The following is a 13,413-nucleotide window of genomic DNA, read 5'->3' on the forward strand; positions in this document are numbered from 1 at the left end:
AAAAAAATCGGAGCAGCTTCCGGAAAAGCTGCTCCGAACATATCGCTCATTGACTGCAAACAATCAGTCGTGGAACGGATCGGTGACGAGGATCGTGTCCTCGCGTTCCGGGCTGGTGGAGAGCATCGCCACCGGCGCGCCGATCAGTTCTTCGATGTGACGGACATATTTGACAGCCTGCGCCGGAAGATCATTCCACGAACGCGCACCTGCGGTCGTTTCCGACCAGCCCGGCAAGGTTTCATAGATCGGCTTCACCCGCGCCTGCGCGCCCATGGAGGACGGCAGATAGTCGATGCGCTTGCCATCGAGTTCATAGGCGACGCAAATCTTGATTTCATCCAGACCATCGAGAACATCGAGCTTGGTGAGCGCAATGCCGGTGATGCCGGAAGTACGAACCGTCTGGCGCACGATGACGGCATCGAACCAGCCGCAGCGGCGCTTGCGACCCGTCACCACGCCGAATTCATGGCCCTTGGTGCCGAGGAATTCGCCGATCTCGTCGTTCAGTTCGGTCGGGAACGGACCTTCGCCAACGCGGGTCGTGTAAGCCTTGGTGATGCCGAGCACATAACCGATGGCCGTCGGGCCGAGGCCCGAACCGGCGGCAGCCTGACCGGCAACCGTGTTGGAGGACGTCACGAACGGATACGTGCCGTGGTCGTTGTCGAGCAGTGCGCCCTGCGCGCCTTCGAACAGGATGCGATCGCCCGCCTTGCGACGTTCGTCGAGAACGCGCCAGACCTGATCGATATAGGGCAGAATCTGATCGGCAACCGAGGTCAGTTCGGTCAAAATGGTTTCAACCGCGATTTCCTCAAGGCCCATGCCGCGACGCAGCAGATTGTGGTGGGCGAGCAGGCGTTCGACTTTCGGCTGCAGCGTCTCCGGCTCGGCCAGATCGATGACGCGGATGGCGCGACGGCCAACCTTGTCTTCGTAGGCTGGGCCGATGCCGCGCTTGGTCGTCCCGATCTTGAGACCCGAATTGGAGCCTTCGCGCATGGCGTCGAGATCGCGATGGATGGAAAGGATGAGCGGAGCATTTTCAGCAATACGCAGCACATCCGGGTTGATGTCGATACCCTGCGCACGCAGTTTCTCGGTTTCAGCAACGAAATGATGCGGATCGACAACGACACCGTTGCCAATGACGCTCAGCTTGCCGCGCACAAGGCCGGATGGCAGCAGCGAAAGCTTGTAGCTGACGCCGTCGATAACAAGCGTATGACCTGCGTTATGACCACCCTGGTAGCGCACGATGACATCGGCGCGTTCGGACAGCCAGTCAACGATCTTACCCTTGCCCTCATCGCCCCATTGCGATCCGACGACAACCACATTTGCCATTGAAGAAACTCCTTGGCTTCTATTTGAAAATCCAAGGATCGAAGCGGCCCGGTCATCGCCAGTTGAGGCTACAGGGTGCTGATCCCTCGTCTCTATACAGATTGAAACGGGATTGCGCGACTCTTTCGTGCAATAAATTCGCGATTTTTAGTGCGCGGAACTAGGTCGGTAGAGATTCAGTCTCTGGGGAGGCGAAAATGGTGATCTTTGAGAACCGGCGCGCAACGTACTATGAGTACGTGAGCACCGGAAGCGCAAAAGAGCGCCATTTGCAGACCGCCAGAGACTGAATATCACCGAACCTAGCCGGCGCGGACCATATAGAGCGCATCATCCGAATAGCTCTTGAGCTTTTCCTCAAGTGCCGGAAGATCGCGGACGACAAAGCCCTTCTTTTCCCAGAAGCCTTGCGAGCCGTTGACTGCAACGAGCGACATGGTGACGAAGCCGTCGCGTTCGGCTTGCGTGGCCATCAGTTCCACGACACGTGTGGCAGCGCCGCTGGAACGGGCGTCGGGCAGAAGCGCGATATCGTGGATATAGTAGGTGTTGGTATCATCCGGCAGTTCGCCCAGAACGGCGTTGAGAGCCGGAACCGTATCGAGCTTCCACGGATGGCTGATGCCATAACCAAGGATTTCGGTATCACGGGCGAGCACGAAGCAGCCCGCCGGATAGAGTTTGAAGCGGTCCCGGAAGACCGCCTCATCTTCAAAGAAGTCGAGATGGACAACATTAGCAACCGCAGTCACGCCCGCAATATCCTGCTCGTGCATGCGCCGCCATTCCGGCTGTACCATCTCTTCAACCATTTTCTCAAACTTCTCCGACGTTGAACTCAAGCGGTGTTGCCGCCTTGATTGCCTCTTGAGCCGTCAGTTCGTCAAGTGCTGCCTGTGGAATCTGTTCATCCACATAGAGCATGGCGATCGCATCGCCACCCGGATGGTCACGTCCGAGCGAGAAGTTTGCGATGTTGATATTATGCTTGCCGCAGATCGTGCCAAGCAGGCCGATCATGCCCGGAACGTCCTTGTTGGTGACGTAAAGCATGTGCGGGCCAACCTCGGCATCGAGATTGATTCCCTTGATCTGGATGAAACGCGCCTTGCCGTCCGAGAAGCAGGTTCCGGCGATGGAGCGCTCACGCAAGGTGGTCTTTACCGTCAGCTTGATATAGCCGTCGAAGATACCGGACTTGTCGCGCTTGACTTCCGAAACGATGATGCCGCGTTCCTTCACCATGATCGGTGCGGAAACCATGTTGACGTCGGCAACCTGCGGACGGATGAGACCGGCCAGAGCCGCACTCAACAATGCGCGTGTGTTCATCGTGGCGGTGGAACCGTCGAACAGCACTTCCACTTCCTGGATCGGCTCATCCGTGACCTGACCGACGAAAGCGCCAAGCACATCGGCAAGTTTTACGAACGGCTTGAGGCGCGGCGCTTCTTCCGCCGTGATCGACGGCATGTTGATCGCGTTGGAAACGGCGCCCTTCACGAGATAGTCCGACATCTGTTCGGCCACCTGAAGCGCAACATTTTCCTGCGCTTCCGAGGTCGATGCACCGAGATGCGGCGTGCAGACGACATTGGGCAGCGAGAAAAGTTCGTTTTCCGTCGCCGGTTCCGTTTCGTAAACATCTATACCGGCACCGGCCACATGGCCGGATTTCAGCGCCGCCACCAGATCCTTTTCCACGATCAGGCCGCCGCGGGCGCAATTGACGATACGCACACCCGGCTTTGTCTTGGCAAGATTTTCCGCATTGATGATATTGCGGGTCTTGTCGGTCAATGGCGTGTGCAGCGTGATGAAATCGGCGCGGGCAAGCAGCTCGTCAAGCTCGACCTTTTCAACGCCCAGTTCCTGCGCACGAGATTCGGACAGGAACGGATCGAAAGCCACCACATGCATCTTCAGGCCGATGGCCCGGGTCGCGACAATCGAACCGATATTGCCGCAACCGACGACACCCAGCGTCTTGCCGGTGATTTCCACGCCCATGAAGCGGTTCTTTTCCCACTTGCCTGCGCGGGTGGAGGTGTCTGCCTCCGGCAATTGCCGCGCCACGGCGAACATCAGCGCAATGGCATGTTCGGCAGTGGTGATCGAGTTGCCGAACGGCGTATTCATGACAATGATACCGCGGCGCGAAGCCGCCGGAATATCGACATTGTCCACGCCGATACCGGCGCGACCAACGACCTTGAGCTTCTTGGCAGCTGCAATCAGCTTTTCCGTGACCTTGGTGGCCGAACGGATCGCCAGACCATCATAATCGCCGATGACTTCGAGAAGCTTTTCCTTGTCCTTGCCGAGATCAGGCAGGTAATCGACTTCCACGCCGCGATCCTTGAAAATCTGGACGGCAGTGGGCGAAAGCTTATCGGATACGAGAACGCGAGGTGCCATGGAGGCCTCCTTCAAACATTTTCAGACCAAACATTTCCTGTAAACACAGACCGATCTGCTTCAGGAAATGCTATGAATAATGGGGGATGCGGACCGTGGCCGCCCCAACGCGGACCACGGCGTCATGCACGAAATGCTCAGGCAGCAGCTTTCAGCGCAGCCTTCTGCGTTGCAAAAGCCCAATCCAGCCAATGCGTCAGCGCTTCCAGATCGGAAGTTTCCACCGTGGCACCGGCCCAGATGCGCAGACCCGAAGGTGCATCGCGATAAGCGCCAATGTCATAGGCAACGCCCTCCTTGTCGAGCGCAGTGACGATGCCCTTGGCAAAAGCGGCCTGCTCGTCGGCAGACAAGGCCGTTACTTCCGGATCGACAATCGTAAGGCAGACGGAAGTGTTCGAACGCGTTTCCGGCTTCACGGCCAGATTGGCAATCCACGGCGTCTTTGCGACAAAGCCGTCGAGAACTGCAAAATTCGCATCGGCGCGCGCAACCAGCGCATCGAGACCACCGAGCGATTTCGCCCATTTCAGCGCATCGAGGTAGTCTTCCACGCAGAGCATGGACGGCGTGTTGATGGTTTCGCCGACGAAGATGCCTTCGATCAGCTTGCCGCCCTTGGTCATGCGGAAAATCTTCGGCAATGGCCAAGCAGGCTTGTAGCTTTCCAGACGTTCGACAGCACGCGGGCTGAGGATCAGGATACCATGTGCACCCTCGCCACCCAGAACCTTCTGCCAGGAGAAGGTCACGACATCGAGTTTCGGGAAGTCGAGACGCTGCGCGAAAGCGGCAGATGTTGCATCGCAGAAGGTCAGGCCCTTGCGGTCAGCCGGAATGAAATCGCCATTCGGGACGCGCGCGCCGGACGTGGTACCGTTCCAGGTGAAGACCACATCGCGGTCGAAATCGACCTGCGAAAAATCGACAATCTCACCATAAGGCGCTTCGAAGGTGCGAACATCTTCAAGCTTGAGCTGTTTGGTCACATCCGTGACCCAGCCCGAACCGAAGCTTTCCCACGCGACCATATCGACGCCGCGTGCGCCGAGCATGGACCACAGCGCCATCTCGACAGCGCCGGTGTCGGAAGCAGGCACGATACCGATACGGTAATCGGCAGGCACCTGCAGCACTTCGCGGGTAAGATCGATGGCCTCTTTGAGCTTTGTCTTGCCGATTTTCGCACGGTGCGAACGGCCAAGCGCCGCATCGACCAGCGCATTCAGCGACCAGCCGGGACGTTTTGCACAGGGACCGGATGAAAAATTAGGATTAGCCGGGCGAACTGCCGGCTTCGCAATCGTCGTCATGTTGTTTCTATCCTCTCAGATAGCACGCGTCTCGTTGGGGAGACGTGGCCCACTTACTGGGATAGCTGAAAGCGCATTTTTCATCAATACGCCTTTCTGGGAATATTTTTACCCAACCCGCCCGAATCGCTTCGGGCGGGTAGAATTTCGTTATCGCGTCGCTGTCTTCGTTTCAGACGGCTCTTCTTCCATGCGCGCATAATAGCTCGCAATCAGCGCACCGGAGATATTGTGCCAGACACTGAAAACAGCGCTCGGCACAGCCGCCAGCGGCGAGAAATGCGCATTGGCGAGCGCCGCTCCAAGACCACTGTTCTGCATCCCGACTTCGATGCTGATCGCCTTGCGCTTGGCAAGCGACAGACCCGCGAAACGCGCTGCGAAATAGCCTAGAACCAGACCGAAGCTGTTATGCAAAACGACAACCGCGAAGATCAGCAGGCCAGACTGGGCGATAGCAGCCTTGTTGACAGCCACGACGGCGGAAACGATGAGCACAATGCCGATGACTGACACGAGCGGCAACATGGGCACAGCCGCCTTGACCAAACCCGGCACCAGCTTTTGCAGGATGAAACCCAGCGCCAGAGGCAGGAGAATCACCTTCACGATGCTGATGAACATGCTCATCGCATCGACCGGCAGATATTGGCTGGCGAAGAACCAGACCAGGAAAGGCGTCACGAGAGGCGCCAGCAAGGTCGTGACGCTCGTGCAGGCAACACTTAATGCCACGTCGCCCTTCGACAGATAGGTCATGACGTTGCTGGCCGTTCCACCGGGGCAGCAACCGACCAGAATAACGCCTGCAGCCACTTCCGGTGACATCGGGATGATGCGCGTCAGCAACACGGCGAGAAGCGGCATGATGATGAACTGGGCCAGCACACCGATGGCGACCTCGAAAGGTCGTTTGGCGACTTCGGCAAAATCCTTGCCGGAAATGGTCAGGCCCATCCCGAACATGATGATGCCGAGCAGAACCACGATCCATGGCGCAAATACGCTGAACGTAGACGGCAGAACAAAGCCGAGAATGGCAAAGACAATGACCCAGATGGCAAAAGTCCGGCCTACGAAATCTGAAAATGCTGCAATTGCTTTCATAACCCTCCCCTTTTCAGGAAACGCGCTCGACGCGTTCTTTCACCTGTAAGGATTCGGGTCGCATATGAAAACGAAAAATTCGACGCAACTAAAACAATAAACTGCAAAGCGGGCCGAAAGGCCCGCTGCAATTATAGCAGGGCGCTAAGATGCTAACACATCACACCCTGAAAATGCTCAATTACCGCACGGGCTTAGCCAAGTCTCGATGAGCCAAACTCAATGAGACTTGGTATTACCAGGTCGTGAAGCGCACACCGGCGCGCAGCTGATGGGACTGAATATCCTTATCGCTGAGCGTGAGGCCTGCAGCACTTGCAATATCAGCACCCTCGATGACCCCATAACGATAGCCGATATCAAGCTTGATGTTGGATGCCACGTCGATGCCCACACCCGCCATCAGCGCCCAGGCGAGACGATAATCATCGTCGGTCTTGTAGTTACCATAGGCCGTATCAATGGAATAGCGCACATTGGCGAAGCCAAGGCCTGCACCCAGATAAGGTGTGAAGCCGTAATAATTGCCGAGATCGACATAGGCGTTGGCCATCATGTCCCAGCTACGAACATCGACGTCCAGGTCGTCGAAGCTCTGCTTGGAATAGCCAAGCGTCACGTCGCCGCGCAGATTATCCGTGAACTGATAACCGACACCGACGGACGGCACGACATTCTTGTCCAGATCATAGCTTTGCGATGCGCTCCAGAAAGATGTCTCTGTCTGAACCTTGACCTTGGAGGAGAGATTGTAGCCGATATCGCCGCGCAGATACCAACCGGACCCGACCTCGACCGGCTGCTGCACCGGAGCGCCCGGTTCGTAGCTGATCATATCGAGATCGGCGGCAAAAGACTGCGATGCGACGCATAATCCGGCCAGCAAAGCAGCCGACGAACAGAAAGCACGCCATTGCATAGACATGATGATATCCCCGCTTATGAATGTATCATCATGTATGAATGAACATGGTTAAGATCGCATAAATATAGGGATATGTTTACTGTACTTCTAAACAAATAAGGCCCGGATGACCGGGCCTTATTTTCATCGCGCGATTTGCAATTACTTGTAAACGGGACCGTCTACGATGGTCGAAACCTGCTGCGGAGCATAGGCCGGGCCTGCACCGCCGAACATATAGCGCAAGCCAACGCGCACATCATGCACGTTCATGCCGTTGTCGTATCCGTCACCGATCCACTGATTGCCTTCAAACATCTTGCCGCCATTGATATGGCGATAACGATAGCCCGCATCGAGCTTGAGGTTCTGTGTGAGATCGACCGACGCACCGGCCATGAGCGCGTAGGTAAAGCGCCAGTTGGCAGCGCCTTCCTGCGTACCACCATAGCGAACATCGTCGAGATCGCCCCACTTCACCCGCGTGCCACCAATGCCAGCGCCGACATAAGGCGTGAAGCCGGCAAAATTGCCGAGATCGACATAGGCATTGGCCAGAATGGAGAGAGCCGAGAAGCGACCGCGTTCGTCGGAAGCGCAGTTGATGTCACCGTTACAGGCCGAACCATAAGTGTGGCCATCAAACTTGGCGCGGGTCATGTAGTCGACCGTCAGATCGGTACGGAAATAATCCGTCACCTGATAACCGACACCGCCGCCCACGAGGAACGACCCCTTGAGATCGCCATAAAGCGTGTTGCTGCCGAAGGTCGGCGAGCCGCCGCCGCAGGTCGCGCAATTATCGATGGTCGCGTAATCAGCGTCCTTGAACTTGGCCTTGGAGTAACCGATATCGCCGCGCAAATACCAGCCACCAACGGCGGGCGGAGCGACAACGACTTCCGGAACTTCTGGAACTGGTTCCAGAATGTCCGCAGCAAGTGCGACAGGCGCCGCAGCCATCAGGGCAACCGATGCCGCCACACCGGCAAAAAGAGCTTTCGTAAAACTTTTCATATGTCTGCCCCATCGGAGAATCGCGCCGCTGAAAGCGACGGGTACGGATGTTTGAGGGGAGACTATTCGGCAAAAGTTAAATACAACTTAACCTTGTTTTTTTACCAAGTTCATTAACACTCGCTAATGTATAAAATGCATTCCAAACGCAAAAGGCGCGGGACAAAACCCGCGCCTTTGCTCGCATTATCTTTAAAGTCATCAGGCCGCAGCGCTGCCCTCGGACGAGATCACGTCGATGATATCGTTGACGACCTTTTCCACCAGACCACGATCATCACCTTCTGCCATGACGCGGATAAGTGGCTCCGTGCCGGATGGGCGGATAACCAGACGGCCCTGAACGCCAAGACGCTCGGTAGCTTCGTCAATTGCGCTCTTCACGCGCTTGTTCTCCAGCGGCTTGCCGCCCGAGGTACGAACGTTCTTCAAAAGCTGCGGCACAGGATCAAATTTGCGGCAGATTTCACTGATCGGCTTGCCCTGCTCCTGCGCGACAGCAAGGATCTGCAATGCCGAAATGAGACCATCGCCCGTCGTCGCATAATCGGACAGAACAATATGGCCGGACTGCTCGCCACCGACATTGAAGCCATGTTCGCGCATATGTTCGACCACATAGCGGTCGCCCACCTTGGTGCGGGCCAGCGTCAGATGACGGTCGGCAAGGAAACGCTCCAGTCCAAGGTTGGACATGACGGTTGCCACGATGCCGCCGCCTTCGAGACGATCGCTTGCAGCCCAGCTTTCAGCGATCACGGCCATCAGCTGGTCGCCATCGATGACGGTGCCGTTTTCATCGACCAACAGCACACGGTCCGCATCGCCGTCCAGCGCGATGCCGACATCGGCGCGCACTTCATGAACCTTCTTCATCAGGCCGATCGGATGCGTCGAACCGCAATCCTCGTTGATGTTGATGCCGTTTGGCTCGTTGTTGATGGTGATGACTTCCGCACCCAGCTCCCACAGGGCAGCAGGGGCAACCTTGTAACCAGCGCCATTCGCACAATCGACAACAATGCGCAGGCCGTTCAGGTCGATATTGCGCGGCAGTGTACGCTTCGCGAATTCGATATAGCGATAGATGTCCCCATCGACGCGCTTGGCGCGGCCAACATCACCGTGGCTGGCCAGATAAGGGGTCAGATCACCATCGATCATCGCCTCGATCTTCAGCTCGATCTCGTCAGAAAGCTTGAATCCATCCGGACCAAAAAGCTTGATGCCATTGTCATAGAATGGATTGTGTGATGCGGAAATCATGACGCCAATATCGGCACGCAGCGAGCGGCAGAGCATTGCAACGGCAGGCGTCGGGATCGGGCCAAGCAGGAAAACATCCATACCGGCAGCGGTAAAACCGGCCACCAGCGCGTTTTCGAGCATATAGCCCGAACGGCGCGTATCCTTGCCGATCACAACGCGCGAAGTCTGGCCCTTGCGGCGGAAGATGTGACCGACAGCCATACCGACTTTCATGGCAACTTCCGGTGTCATCGGGAAGCTGTTTGCCTGTCCGCGAATGCCATCGGTTCCAAAATATTTCCGTGTCATCTGTTTCGCCTTGCGCTGAGCCATGAACCGCTCTCTATGTCTTCAAATATATGCCGCCTGAATTGATCGGCGAGCAATGGCTGCCGGTTGCCGGACAGCAGATTTTCGCTGTTCTTAACGCGAAAACACCCACAAATGCAATTTCGCCTTTTGCGGCAGGTTTAACGTTCCCACGTCCTAAGTCGTAATCTGACGCAATATGATGCGCCGAAATCCTTAATGAGCCTTTGCGGTAAGCCCAAACAAAGCCAGATAACAAGAAAGCCGGGACAAGCCCGGCTTTCTTGATTTCGCTTTCAGACAGCTTATTGCGGCTGCGGCTCCATACCCGGTTCGTTGCCAGGCTCGCTGCCCTTGCGCTTGCGCGGGCTTCCAGCCTTCGGCACACCCGAACCACGCGACGGCGTATCGTTGCCCTGATCGCGCGACGGCTTATTGCCCGCAATCAGTTCCTTGATCTCGTCGCCGGAGAGCGTTTCATATTCGAGCAGACCCTCGGCAAGCGCGATCCAGTCCTTCTTCTTCTTGGTCAGGATGCGGGTCGCCTCGGCATACGCCTCGTCGATCAGGCGACGCACTTCGGCATCGATGATCTGCGCGGTTTCTTCCGAAATATTCTGCGTGCGGGACACCGAATGGCCAAGGAAGACTTCTTCCTGATTGTCGCCATAGGCCACACGGCCAAGCTTGTCGGAATAGCCCCACTGGGTCACCATCGAGCGGGCAAGCTTGGTGGCCTGCTGAATATCGGAGGAAGCACCGGAAGTGATGTTTTCCTTGCCGAACTTCAGCTCTTCGGCCACACGACCGCCCATCATGATGGCAAGACGCGATACCATCCAGGTATAGGTGGCCGAATAACGGTCGCCTTCCGGAAGCTGCATCACCATGCCGAGCGCACGACCGCGCGGAATGATCGTTGCCTTGTGGACCGGATCAGCCTTCGGCACGTTGATCGCAACGATGGCATGACCGGCTTCATGATAGGCCGTATTGGCCTTTTCTTCCTGCGTCATGGCGGAGCGGCGTTCCGCACCCATCATGATCTTGTCCTTGGCGTCTTCGAATTCCTGCATGGTCACAAGACGCTTGTTGCGGCGCGCAGCCATGAGGGCAGCTTCGTTGACGAGGTTGGCGAGATCGGCGCCGGAGAAGCCCGGCGTGCCACGTGCGACAACCCTGAGATCGACATTGGGTGCAAGCGGTACATTGCGCACATGCACTTTGAGAATCTGTTCGCGACCGACGATATCCGGGTTCGGAACCACAACTTGACGGTCGAAACGACCCGGACGCAAGAGCGCGGGATCGAGAACGTCGGGACGGTTGGTCGCCGCGATCAGGATGATCGATTCGTTGGCTTCAAAACCGTCCATCTCCACCAGAAGCTGGTTGAGGGTCTGTTCGCGTTCATCATTGCCGCCGCCAAGACCCGCGCCGCGATGACGACCGACGGCATCGATTTCGTCGATGAAGATGATGCAAGGCGCATTCTTCTTGGCCTGTTCGAACATGTCGCGGACACGGCTTGCGCCGACGCCGACGAACATTTCAACGAAGTCCGAACCGGAAATGGTGAAGAACGGCACATTGGCTTCGCCTGCTACGGAGCGCGCCAGAAGCGTCTTACCGGTGCCGGGAGGGCCCACGAGCAGCACGCCACGCGGAATCTTGCCGCCGAGACGCTGGAACTTCTGCGGATCGCGCAGGAATTCGACGATTTCTTCAAGATCCTGCTTGGCTTCGTCAACGCCAGCCACATCCTGGAAAGTCACGCGGCCATGTGCTTCCGTCAGAAGCTTGGCCTTGGACTTACCGAAGCCCATCGCACCGCGCGAGCCACCCTGCATCTGGCGCATGAAGAAAATCCATACGCCGAGGATCAGGATCATCGGAAGCCACGACAGGAGAATGCCGATCAGCGAGCTGGAACCGTCGGTTTCAGGGCGCGCAGTAATCGCGACATCCTTGCTTTCAAGGCGCGAAACAAGACCTGTATCGCCCGGCGAATAGGTCTGGAAGGTCGAGCCATTATCAGCAAACGTACCGCTGATCCGCTGGCCGGTAATCGTGACCGATTTCACGCGACCGTTGGAAACGTCGTCAATAAACTGCGAATAGGAAACTTCACGGGAATTGGAGCGCTGACCTGGGCTTTGGAACAGGTTGAACAGCGCGATCAAAAGAAGAGCAATGATCGCCCAAAGGGCGAAGTTGCGATAGTTCGGATTCATATCGGGTCCAATCGATACCACGGCCATTCCGCGGGCACGGAACGATGTTTCGGTCTAACATAGGATCGAAGGATGGCCTTGCCAAGGCGCGTTCGACCCCGCATCCTCGATTCTTCTCACTCTGGTTTACAAAAATTAGGACATTTCCGCGCAGATACGTCCGATGCGGGCTTCCACAGCCCTTGCAAGATCGAAATCATGCCCCGGCAACACGTGATCGAAGATCGCAAAATGCCGTTCGATATGAATGTCTTGCTGAAATTCTCCATCCTGCAGAAACAGCAAGGCGAACAGCCTGCCTTCCCTATAAAGAGCAGGTGAAACCAGCAAGGCCTCACGTTTTCGAGATTCGATTTCGATATTCTGCGACTTCAGGAAGTCGGCAAGTTCCTGCCGTCCCGGTGCAGCGAGCTCAAAATCCATCATGCCTTCGTTCAAGAAACGGAATCGCCCGTCCCAGACAATTGGCTTGCCCGGCTCCAGATGGAGCTTTGGCAGATTGCGTTTTTCACGAAGAAACCGATGCGGTGAGCCACTGTCGCCGCGCTCGATGAGGGCGCCGAATACGGTCAGGCGATGAGTGTCATCATCTCCAGACAGAACCCGTTCAATACGCGACCGCTCGCTATCGCCCGGCAGGAAACGGCGTCCGCCAGCGATGGCCGCAAGCAATCCTGAGAACAACCGCCTCGCATTGCCGGGAAGCGCGGCGTAAAGCTGCGGATCGACGAGCAAGGCACCGTTCGCATCAGCGCGCAGGCTCGCCGGGTTGCCCAGCGCAGCAATCAAGGCGGCATTGTCCCGCTCGCGCGCAGCACCAGCCTCGGCGATCTGGTCGAGAACCGTCTGCCTGTCAGCCTCGGCGGCAATGCCATGACGAATTCTCGGTCGTTCATATTCGGTGTTGGCATTGCTGGGATCATCCACCCAATTGATACCCCTGCCCCGCAATTCATCGCGCAGTGTCTGCCGGGAAACGGAAAGCAGAGGACGATCAAGTTCAACCGAGCCTTCGAGCCCAAGACCGTCCAGCAACGAGCGCAACGACATGGCCGCAAGCCCGCGCGCCTCGGCGTGGGCGCTACGCTCCTTGCGCATCAGAAAGGTCTCGATCTGGTCGTCCTGCGTATGGCCGGTGACAATGAAGGCTCCGCCAACATCCCGCGCGGCCTGCACCAGCAGCCGATAGCGCGCCGTCCGCGCAGCAGCGGCAAGCCCACTTGTGGGCTTGGCCTCGTCCCAGACGAGAATGCGGTGTTCAATCCCGTATTGCCGGCAAAGCAGCCCGACATTTTCGGCTTCGGCCTTCGATTCGGCGCGCAGTTGATGATCCACCGTCACAGCAATCAGCCGGGGTGGGTTCTGGAGCATGGCCATATAATCCCGGACGAGGAAAAGCAGGCCGAGAGAATCGCTGCCGCCCGAAACGGCGGCTATGACGGCCTTGGCCTGCTCAAATCCGAATGGCTCGAATAATTTGGAAATATTGCTTGGGCTAAGCCCCACGAAA

At 57.0% G+C, this 13,413-nt stretch carries 10 protein-coding genes; all 10 read right to left on the minus strand.

The features are described 5' to 3' along the window. Positions 1 to 63: 63 nt before the first annotated feature. Positions 64 to 1,353, minus strand: a complete 1,290-nt coding sequence (locus tag KWJ32_RS18720) for an adenylosuccinate synthase (protein ID WP_010661360.1) — start codon at positions 1,351 to 1,353, stop codon at positions 64 to 66. A gap of 302 nt (positions 1,354 to 1,655) precedes the next feature. After that, on the minus strand, positions 1,656 to 2,165 hold the full coding sequence (locus KWJ32_RS18725) for a GNAT family N-acetyltransferase (RefSeq protein ID WP_010661361.1): 510 nt from the start codon (positions 2,163 to 2,165) through the stop codon (positions 1,656 to 1,658). 4 nt (positions 2,166 to 2,169) lie between these two features. Beyond that, complete coding sequence (gene serA, locus KWJ32_RS18730; RefSeq protein ID WP_010661362.1) at positions 2,170 to 3,771, minus strand: phosphoglycerate dehydrogenase; 1,602 nt, start codon at positions 3,769 to 3,771, stop codon at positions 2,170 to 2,172. Between the two features lie 137 nt (positions 3,772 to 3,908). Next, positions 3,909 to 5,084, minus strand: a complete 1,176-nt coding sequence (locus KWJ32_RS18735; protein WP_012091346.1) for a phosphoserine transaminase — start codon at positions 5,082 to 5,084, stop codon at positions 3,909 to 3,911. A gap of 150 nt (positions 5,085 to 5,234) precedes the next feature. Continuing rightward, positions 5,235 to 6,191, minus strand: a complete 957-nt coding sequence (locus KWJ32_RS18740; RefSeq protein WP_029929556.1) for a bile acid:sodium symporter family protein — start codon at positions 6,189 to 6,191, stop codon at positions 5,235 to 5,237. Positions 6,192 to 6,426: 235 nt separating this feature from the next. Beyond that, positions 6,427 to 7,116 carry an outer membrane protein gene (locus KWJ32_RS18745; RefSeq protein ID WP_029929554.1) on the minus strand — a complete coding sequence of 230 codons (690 nt, stop codon included), beginning with the start codon at positions 7,114 to 7,116 and terminating at the stop codon, positions 6,427 to 6,429. A 141-nt stretch (positions 7,117 to 7,257) separates the two neighbouring features. Next, positions 7,258 to 8,112 carry an outer membrane protein gene (locus KWJ32_RS18750; protein WP_012091343.1) on the minus strand — a complete coding sequence of 285 codons (855 nt, stop codon included), beginning with the start codon at positions 8,110 to 8,112 and terminating at the stop codon, positions 7,258 to 7,260. 201 nt (positions 8,113 to 8,313) lie between these two features. Further along, the gene (gene glmM, locus KWJ32_RS18755; protein WP_010661367.1) at positions 8,314 to 9,669 is read right to left on the minus strand and encodes a phosphoglucosamine mutase; all 1,356 of its coding nucleotides are present in this window, start codon (positions 9,667 to 9,669) and stop codon (positions 8,314 to 8,316) included. A gap of 305 nt (positions 9,670 to 9,974) precedes the next feature. Continuing rightward, complete coding sequence (gene ftsH, locus KWJ32_RS18760; RefSeq protein WP_010661368.1) at positions 9,975 to 11,903, minus strand: ATP-dependent zinc metalloprotease FtsH; 1,929 nt, start codon at positions 11,901 to 11,903, stop codon at positions 9,975 to 9,977. Between the two features lie 135 nt (positions 11,904 to 12,038). Continuing rightward, positions 12,039 to 13,409 carry a tRNA lysidine(34) synthetase TilS gene (gene tilS / locus KWJ32_RS18765; RefSeq protein WP_012091340.1) on the minus strand — a complete coding sequence of 457 codons (1,371 nt, stop codon included), beginning with the start codon at positions 13,407 to 13,409 and terminating at the stop codon, positions 12,039 to 12,041. Positions 13,410 to 13,413 lie beyond the last annotated feature (4 nt).

Origin of the sequence: Ochrobactrum sp. BTU2 (assembly GCF_024539785.1) — a bacterium.
Classification (GTDB): Bacteria; Pseudomonadota; Alphaproteobacteria; order Rhizobiales; family Rhizobiaceae; genus Brucella; species Brucella anthropi.

Bases quoted from the DNA above. Each gene is read 5' to 3' on its own strand.
- KWJ32_RS18720 (WP_010661360.1), bottom strand. From the start codon at position 1,353: ATGGCAAATGTGGTTGTCGTCGGATCGCAATGGGGCGATGAGGGCAAG.
- ftsH (WP_010661368.1), bottom strand. From the start codon at position 11,903: ATGAATCCGAACTATCGCAACTTCGCCCTTTGGGCGATCATTGCTCTT.
- KWJ32_RS18745 (WP_029929554.1), bottom strand. From the start codon at position 7,116: ATGTCTATGCAATGGCGTGCTTTCTGTTCGTCGGCTGCTTTGCTGGCC.
- serA (WP_010661362.1), bottom strand. From the start codon at position 3,771: ATGGCACCTCGCGTTCTCGTATCCGATAAGCTTTCGCCCACTGCCGTC.
- KWJ32_RS18740 (WP_029929556.1), bottom strand. From the start codon at position 6,191: ATGAAAGCAATTGCAGCATTTTCAGATTTCGTAGGCCGGACTTTTGCC.
- KWJ32_RS18735 (WP_012091346.1), bottom strand. From the start codon at position 5,084: ATGACGACGATTGCGAAGCCGGCAGTTCGCCCGGCTAATCCTAATTTT.
- KWJ32_RS18725 (WP_010661361.1), bottom strand. From the start codon at position 2,165: ATGGTTGAAGAGATGGTACAGCCGGAATGGCGGCGCATGCACGAGCAG.
- KWJ32_RS18750 (WP_012091343.1), bottom strand. From the start codon at position 8,112: ATGAAAAGTTTTACGAAAGCTCTTTTTGCCGGTGTGGCGGCATCGGTT.
- glmM (WP_010661367.1), bottom strand. From the start codon at position 9,669: ATGACACGGAAATATTTTGGAACCGATGGCATTCGCGGACAGGCAAAC.